Raw genomic sequence first — 23,579 nt, 5'->3', positions numbered from 1 at the left:
AAATGCGCCTTGGCGTATTTGCGCCCAGAGGCTTTAACTTTATTCAGTATGAATAAAGTTATAATATATATTGACTTAAATCCTTATTTCTAGCAATTGTACTTAATTTTTCATCTACATATTCCGGCGTGATCATGACCTTTTCCAGATTGATATCCGAAGCCTCGAATGATAGATCTTCAAGCAATCGTTCAAGAATTGTATGAAGTCTTCTTGCACCAATATTATCAGTCTCCTGATTCACTTCATAGGCAATTGTTGCTATCTTACGAATAGCATCGTCAGAAAATTCAAGTTTGATACCTTCCGTTTGCAATAATGCTTCATATTGTTTTAATAAAGCATTGCTTGGCTCTGTTAAAATTCGAACAAAGTCATCAACAGAGAGACTAGTTAACTCAACACGGATTGGAAACCGACCTTGTAATTCAGGTATTAAATCAGAAGGCTTCGCCATATGAAAAGCACCCGCAGCCACGAACAAAATATGATCTGTTTTCACAGGGCCATATTTAGTCACAACCGTAGATCCTTCAACAATCGGTAGAATGTCACGTTGAACTCCTTCTCTAGATACATCTGCGGAATTTTGATTTTTACCGGCAATCTTATCAATCTCATCGATAAAAATGAGCCCCATTTGTTCGGCTTTTGAAACGGCCTCCCCTGTTACCTCATCCATATCAATTAACTTATTAGCTTCATCTTGTGTCAAAACTTTTCGTGCTTCTTTTACAGTAAGCTTGCGCTTTTTTTTCTTCTTAGGCATTAAAGAGCCGAGCGCGTCCTGCATATTCATGCCCATCTGTTCCATACCTGAACCTTGGAGTAGATCAAACATCGAAGCTTGTTGCTCTTCAACCTCAACAGTGATGATATGATCCTCTAATTCACCAAGAGCAAGTTGATGAGCCATTTGCTTTCTTCGTTGTGAAATGTTCTGGTCCTCTGATGGCTGTTGATCATAATCTTGTGTTTGATTTTGCCCACCAAATAACATTTCCAATGGATTTCGATATTGTGTTTGCTTTTGTTTTGTCGGCACTAGCAATTCAACAATTCGTTTATTGGCATTTTCCTCTGCCTTCGCACGGACACTTTGCATTTTTTCTTCTTTCACAAGACGAATCGATGTTTCAACTAGATCTCTTACCATAGATTCAACATCTCTGCCAACATAGCCTACTTCAGTAAACTTTGTAGCTTCAACCTTTATAAATGGAGCTCCAACTAGCTTCGCTAGTCTTCTTGCAATTTCCGTCTTTCCTACTCCGGTCGGTCCGATCATTAGTATATTTTTGGGGGTTATTTCATCCCGAAGTCTATCATCAAGTAGAGTTCTACGATATCGATTCCGAAGAGCAACAGCAACTGCACGTTTTGCTTTGTCTTGCCCAACGATAAATTGGTCAAGGCGTTCAACAATTTGACGCGGAGTTAAATCCTTTTTCATCCTTGATCCCTCCAACTCAAAGTTCTTCCACAATAATATTATTATTGGTGTAAACACAAATTTCACCGGCTATTTCTAAAGCGGATTTTGCAATCTCCTTAGCAGTTAAATGATCACCAGCGTATCGCTTTAATGCCCGACCGGCTGATAATGCATAGTTCCCCCCCGAACCAATGGCAAGTATGCCATCATCTGGCTCAATCACTTCACCCGTTCCAGAAATGAGCAATAAAGAATCTTCATTCATAACGATGAGCATTGCCTCTAATTGTCTTAAAACCTTGTCGCTGCGCCATTCCTTTGCAAGTTCAACTGCCGCGCGTTGCAGATTACCATTGTATTCTTCCAATCGTCCTTCGAACTTTTCAAACAATGTGAAAGCATCTGCAACAGAGCCGGCGAATCCGGCAACGACTTTCCCGTTATATAATCTACGGACCTTTCGTGCAGAATGTTTCATAATAACAGCATTTCCAAATGTAACTTGACCGTCGCCGGCCATTGCACATTTCCCGTTATGATGAATTGCAAAAATGGTTGTTGCATGAAATGATGAACTCATAAAAGACCCCCTAAGAATAAGTGGAATTCCTTCTTCTTAAATCTATGTATCAGCTAATGGTTCTTATGTATTAAGAATTTATTATTAGAAACAAACATAAGAAACAGCAGCAAATTTTTCAATTCCTTGCTGCTAAAAAAGTCCTTTTGCTGTTTAAAGGTTAAGTCCCATAAATCTTACCATACTACTATAGTAAATTGCAAACTTTTCATAAATAATTCACAAAATTCTGAATAGACCCCAATGCTCGGTCTGCATGCTTTTCATATCTTTCTTGCTTGTTTTTTATTTTTTGGGGAAGCGGTGGAAATATGCCAAAGTTAGCATTCATCGGCTGAAAGCTTTTTGCATTCGTGGCCGTTATGTAATGAGCCATACTTCCGATAGCGGTCTCTTCCGGAAAACTTACAGGAGTTTGGCCTTTAATAAGTTTCGCGGCATTTACGCCAGCGACAAGCCCCGAAGCTGCCGATTCTACATAGCCTTCGACTCCGGTCATTTGACCAGCAAAAAATATCTTATCATCTTTTTTCAACTGATAAGTCGATTTTAGCAAGTTTGGTGAGTTAATAAACGTATTCCTATGCATGACGCCGTAACGAATAATTTCAGCATTCTCCAAACCCGGTATTAGCTGAATGACTTCCTTTTGCGCCCCCCATTTTAAATGCGTTTGAAAGCCAACGATATTATATAATGTTCCGGCGGCATCGTCCTGCCTTAGCTGAACAACTGCATACGGTCTCTTTCCTGTTCTTGGGTCCTCTAAGCCAACCGGCTTTAACGGTCCAAAAAGCATAGTTTTTATTCCACGGTTGGCCATAACCTCAATCGGCATGCAGCCTTCAAAGAAAATTTCTTTTTCGAATTCTTTTAAAGGAACTGTCTCCGCATGAATAAGGGCATTATAAAAGGTATTAAATTCTTCTTCCGTCATCGGACAGTTAATATAAGCTGCTTCACCTTTATCATATCTTGACTTTAAATATGCTTTTTCCATATTAATGCTTTCTTTTTCAATGATCGGTGCAGCGGCATCGTAAAAATAAAAATACTCTTCCCCGGTTAACTGCTTAATTTCATTAGACATTGCTTCTGAAGTTAAAGGTCCGGAAGCAATGATCGCAATACCTTCCGGAATCCTTTGAACCTCTTCGTTTATGACAGTAATATTCGGATGTTTTTTTATTTTCTCCGTAACTTTAGCAGAAAATTCGTGGCGATCTACAGCTAATGCGCCACCGGCAGGAACAGCACATTCATCCGCCGAACCAATAATGATTGAATTCAAATGGCGCATTTCTTCTTTTAAGACGCCTACTGCGTTGGTTAATGTATTGGCCCTTAATGAATTACTGCAGACTAATTCAGCAAATTTATCTGTATGGTGGGCAGGTGTTTGCTTTACCGGACGCATCTCATAAAGATGAACTTTAACGCCACGGTTAGCCGCTTGCCACGCGGCTTCACTGCCAGCAAGACCCGCCCCAACTATCGTTATTAAATCCTGACTCAATGTCAAACCCTCCTATAATCAAATGCGCCTTGGCGTATTTGTGCCCAGATTTTTTCGAGCTCGCTCGAAAAACTACCACTGAAAATCTGAGGCATCCGCCGGAGGCAGCAGCTTTATTCAGTAGACTGAATAAAGCTACTATTGTTGTGGTTCTTCTTTATAATCGCAATTTGTACATTGAACCTGCATTCCTTGTTTTGATTTCTTTTCTACTAACAAGCCACTGCATTTTGGACAGGCCCGTGCAATTGGTTTATCCCATGATAAAAATTCACAGTTTGGATATGTGTCACAGCCATAAAAAATCCGTTTCTTCTTGCTTTTTCTTTCTATAATATTGCCTTCCTTACAAGTAGGGCATTTCACGCCAATTTCTTTAACAATCGCTTTTGTATTGCGGCAGTCCGGAAAATTTGAACAAGCCATAAATTTTCCAAAGCGCCCCATTTTATAAACCATCGGGCTACCACATTGTTCGCAGTCTTCTCCAGCAGGTTCATCCTTTATTTCTACTTCTTGCATTTCCTTTTCCGCAACTCTTAAACGTTTTTCAAAGCCTTGGTAAAATTCGTCGATGATCTCAACCCAATTTGTCTGCCCTTCCTCGATAAGGTCAAGACTTGTTTCCATTTTGGCCGTAAATTCAAGGTCCAAGATTTCCGGAAAAAATTCTATTATTAATTCATGAACGATGGTCCCCAACTCGGTTGGAATAAATCGTTTATTATCTAAGGCAACATAACCCCGCTTTTGAATCGTATCCAATGTTGGGGCGAAGGTAGATGGTCTACCAATTCCAAGCTCCTCTAGCGTCTTTACAAGCCTTGCCTCCGTATACCTTGGAGGAGGCTGTGTAAAATGTTGTTTTGGATCTATTTCTTTTGAGGAAACAGTCATCCCTTCCTCAATATCCGGGAGCAGTTTATCCTCATCTTTGGTATTATCATCATTACCTTCAATATAAACTTTCATGAACCCAGGGAATTTTACTTTAGAACCATTAGCTCGGAAAATCACGCCTTCATTTACAAGGTCAACAGTCATTGTATCCATAACTGCTGGAGCCATTTGACTCGCAACGAAGCGCTCCCAAATAAGGCGGTATAACCTTAGCTGATCTCTACCGAGCACCGTTTTAAGGCTGTTTGGCGTCCTTAATATTGAGGTAGGACGCACAGCCTCATGGGCATCTTGAGCATTGGCTGATTTTTTTTCAGTCTTTTTTTCGTTCTGCGCAGTATAATCCTTTCCAAATTCGGATTCTATATATTGATTGGCTTCCGTTTGGGCTGTTTCGGATATTCTCGTCGAGTCCGTTCTCATATAGGTTATGAGACCGACTGTTCCTTCCGCTCCGCCTAAGTCAATCCCTTCATAAAGCTGTTGAGCAATCATCATTGTCTTTTTGGCTCTAAAATTTAATTTCCGTGCAGCTTCTTGTTGCAAGGAAGATGTCGTAAAAGGGGCTGCTGGATTCCTTTTTCTTTCTCTCTTCTTAACGGATTGCACAATATAATCTTTACCCTTGATTCGATTTATAACATTTTTCACTTCATCTTCATTGCTTAAGTCAAGTTTTTTTCCATCCGCCCCATAAAAGCCGGCCTCGAAAGTTTCATTATTTACTTCAAATAGACCCGTGATCGACCAATATTCTTCAGGAACGAATTCTTGTATTTCCTTTTCACGGTCTATGATTAAACGCACAGCTACAGATTGTACACGGCCAGCGCTTAGTCCTTTTTTTACTTTTTTCCATAAAATTGGACTAATGTTATAGCCGACTAGGCGGTCTAATATTCTTCTCGCCTGTTGGGAATTCACTAAATCCTTATTAATGGCTCTTGGATGTTTGAACGCTTCTTTAATTGCATCCTTGGTAATTTCATTAAAGACAACACGACAGTCAGAGTTTTCATCAATATTAAGTGTATGGGCTAAGTGCCATGCAATGGCTTCCCCTTCGCGGTCAGGGTCGGCTGCTAGGTAGATTTTCTTCGCTTTTTTAGCTGCTGTTTTTAATTCTTTTAATACAGGTCCTTTACCACGAATAGTAATATACTTCGGTTCATATTGATTTTCTATGTCAACGCCAGTTTGACTTTTGGGCAAGTCACGAACATGGCCCATGGAAGCTTTAACTTTGTATTTCCGTCCAAGATAACGTTCAATTGTCTTCGCCTTTGCCGGCGATTCTACGATTACTAAATAATCCGACATATACCTATCCCTCCCTAACGAGGTAATAATAAAATCTTCATTATTATTAAATACTTTATATACTTTTGTCAAACATGATTTCTCAATTTATACATTTTAATGTATATTTTCGTTATTTTTTAATAATTATTTTTTAGATTTCTTCTATTATATCCTCTGCAGTTAAGACTAATTTAGCACCTTGTTGAATAAGGCGGTTTGTCCCATGGCTCCTAGGTTCAAATATGGAACCTGGTACTGCAAATACGTCTCTTCCTTGCTCTAGGGCTTGTTCAGCTGTTATTAACGATCCGCTTCGTTCTTTGGCTTCAATGATCACCGTTCCTTTTGATATACCGCTGATAATTCGATTTCTTAATGGGAAATGCCATTTTTCAGCTTTCCGATATGGAGGAAATTCGGATAATAATAACTGGGAGATTGCCATTTCAGAGGCTAGGCTTTGATTGCTTGTGGGATAAATTTGATGAACTCCAGAACCGAGAACGGCTATTGTATTACCTTTCTCCTTTATGGAAATTTTATGTGCTTCAGCATCGATCCCGAGCGCAAGTCCGCTAACAATTGTCCAATTATTTTTGATGAGCGGAGGGATAATCGTCTTAATTACGTCGATTCCATACGGCGAAGGATTTCTAGTACCTACTACGCTAATACAATTGCTCTTTAGTAGTGATTTCTTACCTTTTAAATATAAAACCCAAGGGGGATCATAAATCTTGCTTAAACAGGCAGGATATTCGTTATCGAAAATAGTTAAGAGGTGCACTTGTTCTTTATGAAACTGATCCAATAGTGCGTCGGTAGATGTGGAATGTAAATCTGCATAAAATAACTTTGCATTTTTTGCAGTCATTTGAAAAAGTGCAGGGAATTGATGTTCTTTTAAAGTGAAGATCAATTGAAGTGTAGAATCAAAATGAATAAATCTGTAGATTGATTTCCATCCAATACCTCTAGCGCTGTGTATATGGACTAACCGCTTTTTCATTTCTTCCATTACGTCCTCCCTCTAATTAAAAAGGGACTGTCACAAAAGTTGTGTCAGCCCCTAGTTAGTAATAAGTTTTGCGCGCTAATGTCTAGCTCCTATAGATTTTTACACTTTTCGTATAAACCTTTTTCTTTTAATACTGAGATTAAAGTTTCACCCATAACAGATGGAGTTTCAGCTACTTTAATGCCGCATTCATTCATAACTCTGATCTTTTCATCAGCAGTACCTTTACCGCCAGAAATAATCGCACCAGCATGTCCCATACGCTTTCCAGGAGGAGCTGTACGACCACCGATAAAGCCTACAACAGGTTTTGTCATGTTAGCTTTAACCCATTCTGCAGCTTCTTCTTCAGCTGTTCCACCGATTTCACCAATCATGATAACTGCTAATGTTTCTTCATCTTCATTAAATGCCTTTAAAACATCAATAAAGTTTGTGCCGTTTACTGGGTCTCCACCAATACCAACTGCTGAAGTTTGACCAACACCAGCTTGAGTTAACTGATGTACAGCCTCATAAGTTAATGTTCCAGAACGTGAAACAACACCTACATGGCCCTTTTTATGAATGTAGCCAGGCATAATACCAATTTTACACTCGTCTGCTGTAATAACGCCCGGACAGTTAGGACCTACTAAGCGTGTTTTCTTTCCTTCCATATAACGCTTAACCTTCACCATATCTAATACTGGGATATGCTCTGTAATACAGATGGCAAGATCAAGTTCTGCATCCACTGCTTCCATGATTGCATCTGCTGCAAATGGTGCTGCAACGTAAATTACGGAAGCATTAGCACCTGTGGCTTCTACTGCTTCTTGAACAGTATTAAATACAGGTACACCTTCAACCTCTGTACCACCTTTACCTGGAGATGTTCCTCCTACGATTTTTGTTCCGTATTCTAACATTTGTTGTGTATGGAAACGGGCTGTTTTACCAGTAATCCCCTGAACAATAACTTTTGTATCTTTATTTACAAATACACCCACGTCATTTTCTCCTTTCTTAATCCAGCTTTCATTAACCTACTAATGATACGATTTTTTGTGCGCCGTCAGCCATAGACTCTGCAGGAACAATATCAATATCCGACTCAGCAAGAATTTTCTTACCTAAGTCAACATTTGTTCCTTCTAACCGTACAACTAAAGGAACCGATAAACCTACTTGTTTCGCTGCTTCTACTACGCCTTCTGCAATAACGTCACACTTCATGATTCCACCAAAGATATTAACGAAAATACCTTTAACGTTTGGATCAGAAAGGATGATTTTAAATGCTTCTGTAACCTTTTCGGCAGTTGCGCCGCCACCAACATCCAAGAAGTTAGCCGGATCACCGCCATAATGCTTGATAATATCCATTGTAGACATTGCAAGACCTGCACCATTAACCATACAACCGATATTTCCATCTAATGAAATATAGCTTAAATCGTATTTAGATGCTTCAATTTCTTTTGGATCTTCTTCTTCTAAGTCACGGTATGCAAGTACATCTTTTTGACGGTAAAGTGCATTTGAGTCAAAATTTAACTTAGCATCAAGAGCCATAACTTGTCCGTCTCCAGTAACAACTAGCGGATTAATTTCAGCAATTGAACAATCTTTATCGATATATGCATTATATAAGCCCATCATAAACGCTACAGCTTTATTAACCAATTCATTTGGAATGTTGATTTGGTATGCTAGACGACGCGCTTGGAACGCTTGTAAGCCAATAGCTGGGTCAATCTCCTCTTTGAAAATCTTTTCAGGAGTAGCTGCTGCTACTTCTTCGATTTCTGTTCCACCTTCTTCAGATGCCATTAGGACAACGCGAGAAGTTGCTCGGTCTAAGACTAGGCCGACATAATATTCTTTCTTAATGTCGCAGCCCTCTTCAATTAATAAGCGTTTCACTTCTTTTCCTTCAGGGCCAGTTTGATGAGTCACAAGCGTTTTGCCTAAAATTTCGCTAGCATACTGTTTAACCTCATCTAAACTTTTTGCAACTTTAACCCCACCGGCTTTACCCCTACCGCCTGCATGGATTTGGGCTTTTACAACCCATACATTACTATCTAATGCCTGTGCTGCTTCTACAGCTTCCTCAACAGTGAAAGCAACTTTCCCATTTGGAACTGCCACCCCGTATTGTCTGAGGATTTCTTTGCCTTGATACTCGTGGATATTCATTCTCCATCCTCCAATCTCTTATGTATACAATTTAGACAAATTTGGACTACCTGTCTTATTGTATAGTAGTTTTATCCCCAGTGTCTATATTTCTACATAATTTTATAAACTCCTTTTAAAATTTTTTTGTTTACAAAAAAAGTCAGCTGGGGATAAATTTTGACAATATAATATTAATATCCATTTTATTATTCGACATCTTTCATCGATTTGTCAATTCTGTAGATAAAAGCGAAGATCTCTGCAATCGCTTGATACAATTCTTCTGGTATCGTTTCATTAATTTCAAGTTGACCAAGGAGTTCAACTAACGTCGGGTCCCCTTGGATAGGAATATTAAATTCCTTTGCCTTTTCCAATATATTATCCGCTACTTCACCCTTCCCTTTTGCAATAACCTTTGGAGCTAAATTTTTGGAAATATCATAGGAAAGTGCTACTGCTTCTTTTCTTTTCATCCTGAGATCCTGTTTCATATTTTAATATCCACTCCATTCATTGATGGTGAAAATGTGGATAGTTTTTCAGTTGTTTTTGGTTTTTTATTATTTTCATTTTCTTTCGTTGAAACAATTATGCTGGACAAATGATACTGAAGATTTTCAAGTTTATCTTTTAATAGCTGCTGAACACTTTTAATAACCGGATTTAGCTTCGGATTATCATTGTATATTCGGATATTTACAATTCTATTTTGGACATGAACATCTACTAGCATCTCTTGTAAATGCTCCAATTCTAAATAAAATAATACGCGGCAATAGTCCGGATCAATCTGACCATTCTGTTGTTTTTTCCCGATCCACTTAAATCTGACATCTGTTGAATGATTTCCAAGCAATATTGGAAGATGTATTAACAATTGCTGAAATTGTCCTTCCTGTCCGCTATTAATGAGTTGGAGTCCGGTAATTCTCGTTAATAACTGATCCATTTTATCTCTAGCATGAGGGTTAGATGTTTCCTCTAGTGCTTTCATTAATAAAGGCTTCAATGCAAGTAATTTATTTTCAGCCGTTTGTTCTTTTTCCAAAATACTAATATCGTGCTCATATTGTAATCCTATAGCTTCCACCGTTCGTTTGAACAATTGAGTTATGTCTTTTTCATTTTCTAAATGTAGACTTGGTTCCGTAAGCTGTCTTAACAATGCTTCTAACTGTTGGTGTGTATTTGTTTTTGGGTTGATTGATATAAGTGCTTCAAAGACTTTAGCTAGATTAGTCGTTATCGTTTCTTCTGTCTGTAGTGCCAACATACTATTAAGAATGGGCCCGGTTAATGGCAGTTCTTTCTGAACTGTCATTTTTATTGCTTCGAGCGCTTTGGGCATATCGCCTTTGGCCATTTCTTTTAACCACTCCGATGCAGCTTTTAGCGACTCCTTTGAGATTGGTAACTGTTCATTTAGAAATAACCGCAGCAATTGTTGATTCGCTTTCGTATCAGCGATTCCTACTTTTTTCAGAAGGGTAATAAGCTGCTCTTCTATATCTGCACTTTCCGTTTTCGATAACGTAAGGTCATCTATACTATTATTCCCCACTTTTGAAGGAACCATTTGCCCTGTAGGCAGTTTTTCGTTTTGGAAAAATGATTGCAGATTATTAAATTGAATCAATGCTACCCTCTCCTTCGCTAAATATTGATCATTATACTAATTGAAATAAATCTTTAACCGGGGCAAATGAACGCCGATGTTCCTCTATGACTCCATATTTTTCGATCGCTTGTAAATGTTGACTTGTGCCGTAACCCATATGACTTTCAAATCCATATTGCGGATATTTCTTACCCAGCTCTTTCATATAACGGTCTCTAGTTACTTTGGCAACAACTGAACTAGCCGCGATTGATATACTTTTTGCGTCACCCTTAATGATTGATTTTTGCGGAATCGAAAGCGGGAGCTCCATTGCATCGATTAGTAAATACTCAGGTGAAATTTCCAATTTCTTAATAGCACGGGTCATTGCCAGTTTTGTAGCCTGATAAATATTTAATTCATCTATTTCAATTGCCGATGCACTACCGATGCCAACACTCATAGCATTCTCTATAATATATTCATAAAATAGTTCCCGTTTTTTTTCTGATATAGCTTTTGAATCATTTATACCCGGCAGGAAAAATTTCTCTCCCAAAATCACAGCTGCACATACAACAGGACCTGCAAGGGGACCTCTTCCCACCTCATCAACACCGGCAATCCTATGTATACGTTGATGCCGTAATTCGTTTTCATAAATGGACATTTGCTCAAATTTGTCCTTTAACTTTTTTTCCTCTGCCTTGTTCTTTAACCACTTGCTATATAAAAGCTGGACGCCCTTTCGCTTATCACTTTTTACTTCCGCTAAAAATGCTTCATTGAAAAAATCTTCACTGCTCCTAAATATTTCTTCGATTTCCTTGATTGTTTTAGTCATAGTAAAACTCAAACTCACTTTCTTTTTTACTGAGTAAAGATATAACTTATATCGGCATTCCTTGAAAAAAATAAAGAAGGTGTCGAGCTCTCTTCCCGGACTAATTAACGTTCAGGAAGTGACTGACACCTTATCATTCTATATCGGATGGATGATCAAAGGTTAAACGGCCGAGTTTTCCAGAGCGTAGATCCCTTATGACAACCTCTGCGGTTTTATCATAATCAATCAGTCCTCCGCCCATCAAACAACCCCTAAATTTACCTATTTGATCAAACAACTCTACCATTTCTGTTGAAATTTCATTTAATTGATAACGTTCCTTTAGATTATCAGGATAATACTTTGTTAAAAATTTCAATGCATAAACGACAACATCTTGAAAGTCGAGGAGATTTTCTTTAATCGCACCCGTTACGGCCAGACGATATCCTACTTCCTGGTCCTCAAACTTAGGCCATAAAATACCGGGAGTATCCAGCAGTTCAAACTCTTTACCGACCTTAATCCATTGCTGACCTGTTGTAACACCCGGTCGATCTCCAGTTTTGGCAATCAGCTTATTAGCTAGTCGGTTGATTAATGTAGATTTGCCGACATTTGGAATACCAACGATTAAAGCTCGTATCGCCCTTGTATTCTTTATACCTTTAGCCCTCATTTTATCAAATTTCTCTTGAGTTAAGGCTTTACATTCGGAGATGATATTTTTCATATCATTTTTTGTCTGTGCATTAATGGCTAAACATTTATATCCTTTATTTTCGAAATATATAATCCATTCATCCGTTTTTTTAGGATCAGCCAGATCGGCTTTGTTTAATAAAACTAATCTTGGCTTTCCTGAAATAATTTCATCTATCATTGGATTTCTCGATGAATAAGGAATCCGGGCATCAACTAATTCTATTACAACATCAATTAATTTTAATTTTTCAATTACTTGTCGTTTCGCTTTTGCCATATGGCCAGGAAACCACTGAATTGTCATTCTTATTCACCTACTACTTGATGATTTGAAAATCACTTGGTGGCCAGTATACAATATTTGTCTTCCCTAATACCTTTTCCATTTCCACAGTGCCAATTATTCGACTGTCTTTACTAAAACGGCGGTTATCACCAAGAACAAATATGTGACCTTCCGGTACCTTATCCAAGCCTGTAACCTCTTCAAGTGTAAAATCATTAGTAAGAGGCCCATTTACATCCTGTTTATATTGGTCCAAATAAGGCTCCTCAATCGGCTCTCCATTAATATATAAAACGTCATCCTTGTATTCAACATGATCACCAGGTAAACCAATGACACGTTTAATATAATCTCTTTCCTCGGTAGCGTGGAATACAACAATATCAAATCTTTCAGGCTTTCCAATTTTGTAGCCGATTTTATTTACAATCATCCGATAATGATCATGTAATGTCGGCATCATGGACTCACCATCAACAACGATAGGAGCAAATAGGAAAAACCGAATTCCACCCGCTAACAGTACTGCAATGATTAGTGCTTTAATCCATTCCCATACCTCGTTCTTGCTTTGGGACATATACCGTTCCTCCAAAATACATAAAAATATGAAATCAATAAAGCTAAAGTAAGTTGGAAAAAAGGAGCTTGAATACCAAGCTCCTTCTTCATCAAATTATCGAATTTCTTTAATACGAGCTGCTTTACCACGAAGACTACGTAAGTAATAAAGTTTAGCACGGCGTACTTTACCGCGACGCATAACTTCGATCTTCGCAATTTTCGGTGTATGCAATGGGAATGTACGTTCAACACCTACACCGTAAGAGATCTTACGTACTGTAAATGTTTCGCTGATTCCACCACCACGACGCTTAATAACAACACCTTCAAACACCTGGATACGTTCGCGAGTACCCTCGACAATACTTACGTGTACACGTAATGTATCTCCAGGACGGAACGCAGGAATGTCTGCTCTTAATTGTTCTTTAGTGATGTCATGAATTAATTGTTGCATCGTTTTCACTCCTTCCACACAGATGCTCATGTAAAAAATATCTGATATTACAGCGGAACATCGTTTTCAAAACTTGAACACAAGTTCAAGCACAAGGATTAATATATCATAAACAACCGCTTGTTTCAATAGCTATTATCAATTCTTAAACTCTTTCAACCACTTTTTTTCTTCTTCCGTTAACTCTCGATTTTCTAACAAATCCGGTCTTCTTAGAAATGTTCTTCTAACTGATTCCTTACGTCTCCACTCTTCGATCTTTTTATGATCCCCAGATAATAATGTATCAGGAACCTTCATACCGTTAAAGTCGGCCGGTCTCGTGTAATGGGGATGTTCTAATAGCCCGCTGCTATAAGAATCACATGGAGCTGATTCTTCATTCCCTAAAACCCCAGGAAGAAGGCGAACAACACTGTCGATAATGACCATACTGGCTAATTCGCCACCTGTTAATACATAATCACCAATGGATAGCTCATCCGTCACTAGAAATTCACGAATCCGCTCATCATAGCCTTCATAATGCCCGCAAATAAAGATAAGATGCTCCTCCCCGGCTAATTCTTCCGCTTTCTTTTGAGTATACTTTTCTCCTTGTGGACACATGAGAATAATTCTAGGACGTTTTTCCATATCTTTTGTTAAGTGATGAACGGCATCAAAGATAGGTTGCGGTGTCAAAACCATCCCTGCTCCGCCACCATATGGATAATCATCTACCTTTTGATGCTTATTCTTAGAAAACTCACGAAAATTATGTACATGGTATGTTGCAAAATTACGCTCTTCAGCTTTTTTCAAAATCGAATGACCAAATACACCATGAAACATTTCCGGAAACAAAGTTAAAACATCGATTTTCATTTACAGTAATCCTTCCATTAAATGAACTATTACTTTTTTATTTTCCACGTCAACTTCCTTAACGACATCTTCAATATATGGTAAAAGCAAATCCTTGTCCCCAGGCCTTTTTACAACCCAGACATCGTTCGCACCTGGTGAAAGTATTTCTTTAATTGTTCCAAGCTTTTCACCATCGACTGTAAATACTTCACAGTCGATGATTTCATGGTAATAAAATTCACCTTCATCTAAATCATTAAGCTGATCTTCGCTGATTTTTAGCATTTTCCCTTTATACTTTTCAACGTCATTGATGTTATTGAACCCTGCAAATGTCAGCAGATGAAAATTTTTATGCAGCCGATGTGAGGATACTTTTACTTCGATCAAATCATTCGGCGCAACTTCTATATATAGAATGTTCCCTTTTCGAAAGCGTTCTTCAGGAAAATCAGTTGAAGAAATTACTCGAATTTCTCCTTTAATCCCTTGAGTATTTACAATTTTGCCGACATTAAAATATTTTGCCACCGAAAGACCTCCCGTCTATCTAATCTCTTCTATTATTCCATCCTTTATTACAATCGTTCGTTCCTTTGTAAGTTCTCCCCAATTGTCCCCTTCATTAATTTCCACTATTCCTTGAACTTCTGATTCTTTTAGCTCTGTGCCAACGGGCAGAATTTCTAATTGTTCCAGTTGAAATTGTAATAACTTGCACTTTTCGATTCTACTGGAGATTTCTTTATCAAATCGGGACGCATCCAGCGGGGATGCCTGCGCTTTTTTAGTTTTCTCATACTTTTTCTTTTCAAACCGAAGCTGCCCAATTTCCTTATTCAGTTGTTCAATTTGCTGTTCAAATCGAATGAATAATTCTTGTTTGCTTTTCTCAGTCAAAATTTGCTTTACAACAATATTTCTAATAATTTTCATATCTTTTCTCCTAGACGATTTAAGGTATGAAAAAAGGGAGAGGTTGATCCTCGCCCTTACATAATTTCTAGGTGTATTCTTTTACTTTCATTCGTTGCAGCAGCATAAACTACTGTCCGAATCGCTTTGGCTATACGCCCATGTTTACCAATTACTTTTCCTACGTCGTCTTTATGAACTGTTAAGCTGTATGTGACTTTTCGCTCGTCTGCCTGTTCTTTTACAACAACATCATCAGGGTAATCGACAAGTGACTTAACTATCGTTTCAATTAAATCGATCATAGTTATCACACAACTTACTTAGATTGCTTTAAGTTGTGGAATTTTTCCATGATGCCTTGAGTAGAGAATAGGTTACGTACTGTATCAGATGGTTTTGCACCATTTTGTAACCATTTTAGTGCTGCTTCTTCATTGATTTTTACTTCAGCTGGGTTAGCAACCGGATTGTATACTCCAATTTCTTCAATGAAACGTCCATCACGTGGTGAACGAGAATCAGCTACTACTACACGATAAAAAGGAGCCTTTTTTTGACCCATACGTTTTAAACGAATTTTTACTGCCATAATTAAATCTACCTCCATTATGTTTTACACATTTTTAAATACTATCAAGTTTTGATTCATTTGTAAAGTAAAATTTATTGACACCTATTAGAAATTACATAAACGGAAATTTAAATCCTTTTTTCTTGCCTTTAACGTTCATGTTGCTCATTTGCTTAAACATTTTTTTCATATCTTCAAATTGCTTAAGCAAGCGATTGACTTCTTGAACGGTTCTGCCGGAGCCTTTGGCAATTCGTTTCTTCCGGCTGGCATTAATGATCTCTGGATTTACTTTTTCTTTCTTTGTCATCGATTGAATGATCGCTTCAACATGCTTAATTTGCTTTTCGTCTACCTTCAAATCTTTTAAGCCTTTGATTTTATTAGCACCCGGCAACATGCCGATCAAATCATCTAAAGGACCCATTTTGCGAACTTGAGCCAACTGTTCTAAGAAGTCATCAAACGTAAAGCTCATTGTTCTCATTTTTTCTTCTAATTCTTTTGCTTTTTCTTGGTCAACATTAGCTTGTGCTTTTTCTATTAAGGTGAGCACATCACCCATGCCAAGTATTCTCGAAGCCATCCGTTCTGGATGAAAATCCTCCAATTGGTCTAGCTTTTCACCCATACCAACAAACTTAATTGGAATATTGGTTACTGCTTTAATGGATAAGGCAGCACCACCGCGAGTATCACCATCTAGTTTTGTCAAGATCGTGCCCGTTAAACCAAGCTGTTCATTAAAACTTTCAGCTACATTAACAGCATCCTGTCCTGTCATTGCATCAACTACAAGAAAGATTTCGTCTGGCTTCGCAAGTTCCTTAATTTGCTTTAACTCATCCATTAAGGTTTCATCGATATGAAGACGACCAGCTGTATCAATTAATACATAGTCGTGATGATCTTCTTTTGCTTTTTCGATTGCCTGCTTTGCAATTTCAACCGGGCTAACCTGATCCCCTAACGAGAAAACAGGAATGTTTAACTGCTTTCCAAGTGTTTCAAGCTGTTTAATAGCAGCAGGCCGGTAAATATCAGCAGCTACAAGTAAAGGTTTTCGATTATATTTTTTTCTTAAAAGATTTGAAAGTTTTCCAGTCGTCGTTGTTTTACCAGCACCCTGTAAACCTACCATCATGACGACGGTTGGCGGACGGTTGCTGACCGCGATTTTACTTTGGGAACCTCCCATAAGTTCGGTTAGTTCTTCTTGAACAACTTTGATGACTTGCTGGCCAGGTGTTAAGCTTTTCATTACTTCCTGACCTACAGCCCGTTCTTTCACTCGCTTGACAAAGTCTTTGACGACTTTGAAATTAACGTCTGCTTCTAACAGTGCTAAACGCACTTCGCGCATCATTTCATTAACATCGTCTTCAGTTACTTTCCCTTTGCCACGAATTCGCTGGATCGTATTTTGCAGTCGGTCGGCTAATCCTTCAAACGCCATAGCGGCCGCCTCCTAATCTAATTTCTCAAGGGCATCCATCAATTCATTAATAGCTTCCCTATCTAATTGTTGATCATTGTAACAAAGCTTTAGCTTTTGGATGATTTCTTGCCTTTCTTGAAACTTCTCAAAAAGATGTAGCTTACTTTCATAATCTTCAAGCATCGTCTCTGTACGCTTAATATTGTCATAAACAGCTTGTCTTGAGACATCATATTCCTCAGCGATTTCTCCAAGGGAAAAATCATCAAGGTAATACAATGACATATAATTCCGTTGCTTCTTTGTTAACAAGGATTGATAAAAGTCAAAAAGATAATTTACCCTCGTTGTCTTTTCGAGCATGCTCCGTGCCCTCCTTGTTAAGTGAATTCCCTTTACGGGTTTAAATATACACTGCCCCACCTGTAATGTCAAGTAAAAACACTTTATACTTCTTTATCTTCAGTTTCAGAGCCTTCCACCATTTCAGCAAACAACCCGTATACAAACTGCTCTGGATCGAATTCTTGCAGGTCTTCCATTTTTTCGCCAAGTCCCACAAATTTAACAGGAGTTTTCAATTCGTGACGAATCGCAAGAACAATACCACCTTTTGCGGTTCCATCGAGTTTTGTCAGTACAATTCCGGTTACATTCGTTGCTTCGCTAAATTGCTTTGCCTGACTCATTGCATTTTGTCCCGTTGTTGCATCTAGAACAAGTAAAACTTCGTGAGGAGCACCAGGAACCTCACGTTCAATCACACGTTTAACTTTTTCTAGCTCCTTCATCAAATTCACTTTATTTTGTAAGCGTCCTGCTGTATCACAAATTAAGATATCAACTTTCCTTGATTTCGCAGCCTGCAACGCATCAAACATAACAGCGGCTGGATCAGAGCCTTCCGATTGTTTAATGATCTCAACACCGACACGCTCTCCCCATACCTCTAATTGTTCTATAGCTCCGGCACGGAATGTATCACCTGCTGCTAGTAGTACAGATTTGCCTTCGTTTTTAAGTTTATGAGCTAATTTTCCAATCGTCGTTGTTTTACCGACACCGTTTACTCCAACAAATAGGATCACTGTTAACCCATCTGGCTGGATATTTAAACCTTCCACCTTTTCATCATTATCATCAGTGAATAATTCAACCAGTTTTTCGGAAATGACAGCCTGAACGTCCTTCGGATCTTGGATATTTCGTTTTTTAACTTCGGTTTTGAGAACGTCTATTAAATCCATTACTGTTGTAACGCCGACATCAGCGCTGATTAAAATTTCTTCTAGTTCCTCGAAGAACTCCTCATCTACTTTGCGATAGCGTGAAACGAGGTCATTCACTTTTTCGGAAAAAGAATTTCTTGTTTTTGACAAACCATCCCTAAATTTTTCTGTTACTACATCTGTTTTTTGAGAAATCTTTTCTTTTAATTTTTTAAAAAAGCTCAAAATGTAGCCTCCTTTTTGTTAACCTTCTATTAACTGCTTTGATTCTTCAAGACGTACGGATACGAGCTTGGATATGCCGGATTCCTGCATGGTAACTCCGTAAAGCACATCTGCTTCCTCCATTGTACCTTTTCTATGGGTAATGACGATAAATTGAGTTTCCTTGCTGAACTGCTTTAAATAAGCAGCAAAACGGGAAACGTTGGCATCATCAAGGGCTGCTTCAACCTCATCCAAAACACAAAACGGAACCGGCCGTACCCTTAGGATGGCAAATAATAGGGCGATCGCTGTTAACGCACGTTCCCCACCAGATAATAGTCCCAAATTTTGAAGCTTTTTACCAGGTGGCTGGGCAACGATATCGACGCCTGTGTTAAGTAAGTCTTCCGGAGCAGTAAGCACGAGATCAGCTCGCCCACCACCAAAAAGCTCTTTAAACACTTGCTCAAATTCTGCTTTTATACTAAAGAAGGAGTGTTCAAAACGTTTCCTCATTTCCTCATCCATTTCATCGATGATTTGATGCAGCGTATTTTTCGCTTCCATTAAATCATTTTTCTGCTCAGTTAAGAATTGATAACGTTCTGATACTCGTTCATATTCTTCGATTGCACCAAGATTAACGGTCCCTAATTCTTCTATTTCCATTTTAATTAATTTTACTTTTCGTTTAGCCTCGTCAATATCCAATGTTAGTGGATACTTTTCCTTGGCAGCATCAAAGGAAAGCATATACTCCTCACGCAAATGAGTTAAACGATTTTCTAACTCCACGTCAAGCCTATTTATTTTGACTTCTTCTTCCTTTGTCGCATCAACCATTTGCCTATGTTGCCGTCTTAATTCTTTATTTTCCCGGGATAAATCCTCCAGTTTCAATTGCTGCTCAAGTCTTTCTTCCCTACGGCTCGTAATAAGTGTAAGTGTTCTGTCTTTTTCCTTTGCTTTTTGAATAATTAGTTCATCAAGCTTTCCTTCGCCTGAAACATTGGTACTCATTTTATCATTTAAAAACTCCAAGTCCGATGTCACGAGTTTTAATTGATTCATCGTTATTGTTTTTTCGTCATGAAGTCGATTTACTTGCTCTTGCTGGTTTTTAACTAATTGTCCTTTTTCAGCGGCTAACACTTTTAATTCCGTTACTTTTTGCTGTAATGCTTCTTTAGATGTTTGTTGATTTTTCTTTTGACTGGCAAGGATCGTCATTTGTTCATCAATGGATGTAATTTTATCCTCTAATCTAGCAAGGTTTTCGATTACTTCATCCAGTTTTTTATTGGCACTTTCCTTTTCTTTATTAAATCCTTCTATTTCAAGGTCATAAAGCTTGAGGCGTTCATTGATATTTTTCTCTTCTATTTCTAACTCTCTTATATCGCCCTTAATTTGATGTTCTTCAATACGAAAAGTTTCACCAATTTCTTTTAAGTGTGCCAGCTGATTTTCATTTTCATGAATTTCTTCTTTTAATACTTTTACCTGTTGTTCTAGGATTTCTGTTTTCCGTTCCATATCAGGTAATTTGCTAACTAAATCTTCCAACTCTCTTTGACGGGTAAATAATGAAGTTGTTTTTTGTTTAATCGACCCACCTGTCATTGAGCCACCGGGATTTACTACATCACCCTCAAGAGTTACAATGCGATAGCGATGATTTATTAATCGCGCCAGATCATTGGCACCTTTTAAGTCAACAGTAATCATAACGGTTCCTAATAAGTTCTCAATAACATTATTATATTTGCTATCATAGGTAACCAAAGAAGAGGCTATACCAATAAATGCCGGATGTTGTTCAAGCATCGATGTTTGAGTAAAGGGCAGAGTTTTCCCCTTTATAACACTTAATGGTAAAAATGTAGCCCGGCCATGATGATGTTTCTTTAGAAAAGCTATTGCTTCCCGGGCATGATTTTCATGATCAACAACCACATGCTGCATGGCGCTGCCAAGTGCTATTTCGATTGCTGTTTCATATTGCTTTTCAACATGAATTAATTCAGCAACAGCCCCGAGGATACCAGGCAGTTTGGCTTTTAACACTTCTTTAACACCTTGAAAAAAACCTGAATAGTCTTCCTGCATCTCCTCAAGCATTTCTTTTCTTGATCTAAATTTTTGTAAATATTGATAGGCTTGGTAAAGCTGCGTTTCTTTTTTGTGGTATTCATCCCGCTGTTTTTCTAATTGAAGCTCCAACTGTTTATATTTTAAAACTTGAGCTTGAAGTTCCTCTTGTTTTCGCTTAGCATTGGCACGTAAATCCGATTTTTTATCTTCTAATTTTTTTCTTAGTAGCAAGTATTTCTCGTTATCCTGGTCGAGTCTCCCTTTCTTGCCATCCAATTGCTTTAGCTGGTCATCCAAGTGACTTTTTTCATTTTTTAAGGAAGCTTGGTTGTTTAATAAATCGATGTAATCGCTTTTTAAATTTTCAAGCTCGCCTTCAATATCATGGCTTACTGCCAAAAGCTGTTCCTCACAGCTCTCTAAGTCTTTTTTTAGAATTTGAAGTTCAGATTGATATTGAGCTAAGACTATCGTTTGAATAGATATTTGTGATTCATAGTCTGCTGTTTTCATCTTTAAATCTTCGATTGATTGTTCAAGTTGGGAACGATTTTGAGTGGCATTTTTTTTCCGCTCTTTTAGAACCTCCCTTTGCCCCTCCAGTTTTTCTAATTCATTACTGGATAAAAGCAATACTTCTTGAAGCTCGGTGATCGAATCATCGAGCACTAGAATGTTTTCACGAAGGGCTTCCATGTCGGCCTCTTGTTTTTGCACCTTCGCTAAAAGCTCGATTTCAACATCCTTATGCTCCTCAAATTGCTTTGATAGAAACTCCCATTTTCCGTGTAATTCTTCTATTTCATAAACGGTCAATGCGACTTCCGTTTTTTCAAGCTCCTCTTTCTTATCCAAGTAATCCTTGGCAATCGAGGATTGTACCTTTAACGGTTCTACCTGGCCCTCTATTTCATGGAGAATATCGTCAACCCTGTTTAAATTATCCTGTGTTTCAAATAATTTAATCTCGGCTTTTTTCTTTCTCGTTTTGTATTTTAAGACCCCAGCAGCCTCCTCAAAAATGGTACGCCTATCTTCTGATTTGCTGCTGAGGATTTCCTCAACCTTTCCTTGGCTGATGATTGAAAAAGCTTCACGGCCTAACCCAGAATCCATAAATAAATCAACAATATCCTTTAGGCGGCATGATTGTTTATTTATATAAAATTCACTCTCACCGGAGCGGTATACCCGTCTTGTTACACTCACTTCATGGTAATCAATTGGTAAAAATTGATCATCATTTTCAAGGGTTAAGGTCACCTCGGCAACATTAAGAGGCTTTCTTGTATCACTGCCCGCAAAAATGATATCCTCCATTTTTGAACCTCTTAATGACTTAACAGATTGTTCCCCTAAAACCCAACGGATAGCATCAGTTATGTTGCTTTTTCCACTGCCATTCGGTCCTACGACAGCTGTTACACCTGGAACAAAATCAACTGAAGTTCGATCAGCAAATGCTTTGAAACCAACTATTTCTAAACGCTTTAAATGCATGTATTGTTCCTCCCTATAAAAGAAAAGGCGCACTAGTAAAGATCAATTAATCCACCACTTATGGAAGTGGGTGACCTCTACTGAACAAAGTTAAACTCAAGCATACTGGTTCCAAGTCTTTCACCAAACGGATAAAAAACTAAGTAACAGTACGTTTGAGTTTATTTTAGTTTCTTTCTTTTTTTAATTCATCAAGCGCTTCTTTTGCAGCTTTTTGCTCTGCTTCTTTTTTCGATTTACCTACTCCAGTACCAAGAATTTCACCATTTAAGGCTACACGCGAAACAAACTCACGATTGTGTGCAGGACCTTTTTCTTGGATGATTAAATATTCAAGGGAACCTTGTCCGTTTCTTTGAACGATTTCTTGAAGTTGGCTTTTATAATCCATCACGTGGGAAAAAACACCTTCCGAAATTTTCGGATAAATGACTTTTTGAAGGAACTCAATCACTTTATCTAACCCTTGGTCAAGATACAGCGCTCCGATAAATGATTCAAACACATCAGCGAGTAACGCTGGTCTTGCCCTTCCGCCTGTCAGTTCTTCCCCTTTTCCTAATAACACATACTCTCCGAAGGAAAGTTGATGAGCAAAATTCACTAAAGATGGTTCACAAACGATTGCGGCTCTCAGTTTAGTTAAATCCCCTTCACTCATTGAGGGATAGTTATTAAATAAATAATGGGACACTGTTAGTTCCAAAACGGCATCTCCAAGAAACTCCAATCTTTCATTATCTTCTGATGATTTAATACGGTGTTCATTAACATAAGAGGAATGTGTAAAAGCTTGAACTAATAGATGCTCATTCTCAAATTGGATGTTGAGCAAATCCTGCAGCTCTTGAAACTTTAGTTTTTGCTTAATCCCTATTTTCTTCTCTCTTTTTTTTATTGGCTTTGTCATAAAAACCTCCAGAAACAAACTGCAATATATATATCAAATGCGCCTTGGCGTATTTGCGCCCAGATTTTTTCGAGCTTGCTCGAAAAACTACCTCTGAAAATCTGAGGCATCCGCCGGAGGCTTTAACTTTATTCTGCAGAATAAAGTTAAAAAGTTGGAGAAAGCCCCGTGATATCCACGGGACTCTTATTATTTTGCTAATGCGTTTATGTAGTTAACAGCATCTCCAACAGTAGAAATTTTCTCTGCATCCTCATCAGAGATTTCCATATCGAATTCATCTTCTAATTCCATAACTAATTCAACTACATCAAGGGAATCTGCTCCTAGATCTTCTTTAAAAGAAGCTTCTAATTTAACATCTGCTTCCTCAACACCTAAACGATCTACGATAATTTTTGTTACACGCTCTAAAACATCTGCCATTGTTCGTTCACCTCCCCTCAAGGTATTATATTAAATTATGACCAAAAAAACTAGAGCTCTGAACACTTATTTAAAATTT

General features: G+C 38.1%; 24 protein-coding genes. All 24 read right to left on the bottom strand.

Going from position 1 to position 23,579, the window contains the following annotated elements:
• Nucleotides 1-58 precede the first annotated feature (58 nt).
• The gene (gene hslU, locus P9E47_RS16160) at nt 59-1,453 is read right to left on the bottom strand and encodes an HslU--HslV peptidase ATPase subunit (RefSeq protein ID WP_003332529.1); all 1,395 of its coding nucleotides are present in this window, start codon (nt 1,451-1,453) and stop codon (nt 59-61) included.
• A gap of 16 nt (nt 1,454-1,469) precedes the next feature.
• Nucleotides 1,470-2,015, bottom strand: coding sequence for an ATP-dependent protease subunit HslV (gene hslV, locus P9E47_RS16155; protein WP_326164032.1), 546 nt, complete (start codon nt 2,013-2,015; stop codon nt 1,470-1,472).
• A 208-nt stretch (nt 2,016-2,223) separates the two neighbouring features.
• Nucleotides 2,224-3,531, bottom strand: a complete 1,308-nt coding sequence (gene trmFO, locus P9E47_RS16150) for an FADH(2)-oxidizing methylenetetrahydrofolate--tRNA-(uracil(54)-C(5))-methyltransferase TrmFO (RefSeq protein ID WP_326164030.1) — start codon at nt 3,529-3,531, stop codon at nt 2,224-2,226.
• A gap of 138 nt (nt 3,532-3,669) precedes the next feature.
• Entirely contained in the window at nt 3,670-5,751 is a 2,082-nt protein-coding gene (gene topA, locus P9E47_RS16145) for a type I DNA topoisomerase (protein WP_003332525.1), read from the bottom strand.
• Nucleotides 5,752-5,884: 133 nt separating this feature from the next.
• The gene (gene dprA / locus P9E47_RS16140) at nt 5,885-6,751 is read right to left on the bottom strand and encodes a DNA-processing protein DprA (RefSeq protein ID WP_003332524.1); all 867 of its coding nucleotides are present in this window, start codon (nt 6,749-6,751) and stop codon (nt 5,885-5,887) included.
• 89 nt (nt 6,752-6,840) lie between these two features.
• Entirely contained in the window at nt 6,841-7,743 is a 903-nt protein-coding gene (sucD, locus tag P9E47_RS16135; protein ID WP_003332523.1) for a succinate--CoA ligase subunit alpha, read from the bottom strand.
• Nucleotides 7,744-7,774: 31 nt separating this feature from the next.
• On the bottom strand, nt 7,775-8,935 hold the full coding sequence (gene sucC / locus P9E47_RS16130) for an ADP-forming succinate--CoA ligase subunit beta (protein WP_003332522.1): 1,161 nt from the start codon (nt 8,933-8,935) through the stop codon (nt 7,775-7,777).
• Between the two features lie 188 nt (nt 8,936-9,123).
• A complete protein-coding gene (locus tag P9E47_RS16125) occupies nt 9,124-9,411 on the bottom strand; it encodes an EscU/YscU/HrcU family type III secretion system export apparatus switch protein (protein ID WP_326164028.1) in 288 nt (95 codons plus the stop codon).
• Complete coding sequence (locus P9E47_RS16120) at nt 9,408-10,556, bottom strand: hypothetical protein (protein ID WP_326164027.1); 1,149 nt, start codon at nt 10,554-10,556, stop codon at nt 9,408-9,410. The genes P9E47_RS16125 and P9E47_RS16120 overlap by 4 nt, the downstream gene beginning before the upstream one ends.
• Before the next feature lie 31 nt (nt 10,557-10,587).
• On the bottom strand, nt 10,588-11,364 hold the full coding sequence (locus P9E47_RS16115; RefSeq protein WP_326164026.1) for a ribonuclease HII: 777 nt from the start codon (nt 11,362-11,364) through the stop codon (nt 10,588-10,590).
• Between the two features lie 133 nt (nt 11,365-11,497).
• On the bottom strand, nt 11,498-12,355 hold the full coding sequence (ylqF, locus tag P9E47_RS16110; protein WP_326164025.1) for a ribosome biogenesis GTPase YlqF: 858 nt from the start codon (nt 12,353-12,355) through the stop codon (nt 11,498-11,500).
• A 13-nt stretch (nt 12,356-12,368) separates the two neighbouring features.
• Nucleotides 12,369-12,917, bottom strand: a complete 549-nt coding sequence (gene lepB, locus P9E47_RS16105; protein ID WP_003332516.1) for a signal peptidase I — start codon at nt 12,915-12,917, stop codon at nt 12,369-12,371.
• Nucleotides 12,918-13,013: 96 nt separating this feature from the next.
• The gene (gene rplS / locus P9E47_RS16100; RefSeq protein ID WP_003332515.1) at nt 13,014-13,358 is read right to left on the bottom strand and encodes a 50S ribosomal protein L19; all 345 of its coding nucleotides are present in this window, start codon (nt 13,356-13,358) and stop codon (nt 13,014-13,016) included.
• A 138-nt stretch (nt 13,359-13,496) separates the two neighbouring features.
• The gene (gene trmD, locus P9E47_RS16095) at nt 13,497-14,225 is read right to left on the bottom strand and encodes a tRNA (guanosine(37)-N1)-methyltransferase TrmD (RefSeq protein ID WP_035193584.1); all 729 of its coding nucleotides are present in this window, start codon (nt 14,223-14,225) and stop codon (nt 13,497-13,499) included.
• Nucleotides 14,226-14,738 carry a ribosome maturation factor RimM gene (gene rimM / locus P9E47_RS16090; RefSeq protein ID WP_326164024.1) on the bottom strand — a complete coding sequence of 171 codons (513 nt, stop codon included), beginning with the start codon at nt 14,736-14,738 and terminating at the stop codon, nt 14,226-14,228.
• 15 nt (nt 14,739-14,753) lie between these two features.
• Nucleotides 14,754-15,143 carry a YlqD family protein gene (locus tag P9E47_RS16085; RefSeq protein ID WP_003332512.1) on the bottom strand — a complete coding sequence of 130 codons (390 nt, stop codon included), beginning with the start codon at nt 15,141-15,143 and terminating at the stop codon, nt 14,754-14,756.
• Between the two features lie 56 nt (nt 15,144-15,199).
• Nucleotides 15,200-15,427: a KH domain-containing protein gene (locus tag P9E47_RS16080; protein ID WP_003332510.1), complete on the bottom strand. Its 228-nt coding sequence runs from the start codon at nt 15,425-15,427 to the stop codon at nt 15,200-15,202.
• A gap of 14 nt (nt 15,428-15,441) precedes the next feature.
• Nucleotides 15,442-15,714 carry a 30S ribosomal protein S16 gene (gene rpsP / locus P9E47_RS16075; RefSeq protein WP_003332508.1) on the bottom strand — a complete coding sequence of 91 codons (273 nt, stop codon included), beginning with the start codon at nt 15,712-15,714 and terminating at the stop codon, nt 15,442-15,444.
• A gap of 94 nt (nt 15,715-15,808) precedes the next feature.
• Nucleotides 15,809-17,152 carry a signal recognition particle protein gene (gene ffh / locus P9E47_RS16070; protein ID WP_326164023.1) on the bottom strand — a complete coding sequence of 448 codons (1,344 nt, stop codon included), beginning with the start codon at nt 17,150-17,152 and terminating at the stop codon, nt 15,809-15,811.
• A gap of 12 nt (nt 17,153-17,164) precedes the next feature.
• Nucleotides 17,165-17,497 (bottom strand): putative DNA-binding protein, encoded by a 333-nt coding sequence (locus P9E47_RS16065; protein ID WP_326164021.1) that lies wholly within the window; start codon nt 17,495-17,497, stop codon nt 17,165-17,167.
• A gap of 83 nt (nt 17,498-17,580) precedes the next feature.
• Nucleotides 17,581-18,588, bottom strand: coding sequence for a signal recognition particle-docking protein FtsY (gene ftsY, locus P9E47_RS16060; protein WP_326164020.1), 1,008 nt, complete (start codon nt 18,586-18,588; stop codon nt 17,581-17,583).
• Nucleotides 18,589-18,606: 18 nt separating this feature from the next.
• Nucleotides 18,607-22,164, bottom strand: a complete 3,558-nt coding sequence (gene smc / locus P9E47_RS16055) for a chromosome segregation protein SMC (RefSeq protein ID WP_326164018.1) — start codon at nt 22,162-22,164, stop codon at nt 18,607-18,609.
• 166 nt (nt 22,165-22,330) lie between these two features.
• Nucleotides 22,331-23,074, bottom strand: coding sequence for a ribonuclease III (gene rnc / locus P9E47_RS16050; RefSeq protein WP_003332499.1), 744 nt, complete (start codon nt 23,072-23,074; stop codon nt 22,331-22,333).
• Nucleotides 23,075-23,263: 189 nt separating this feature from the next.
• On the bottom strand, nt 23,264-23,500 hold the full coding sequence (gene acpP, locus P9E47_RS16045; protein ID WP_003332633.1) for an acyl carrier protein: 237 nt from the start codon (nt 23,498-23,500) through the stop codon (nt 23,264-23,266).
• Nucleotides 23,501-23,579: the final 79 nt, after the last annotated feature.

The organism is Schinkia azotoformans (assembly GCF_035811335.1).
Lineage (GTDB): Bacteria > Bacillota > Bacilli > Bacillales > Bacillaceae_J > Schinkia > Schinkia azotoformans.
Note: the sequence above shows the minus strand (reverse complement) of the source record. Positions and strands in the feature narration are given on the sequence as shown.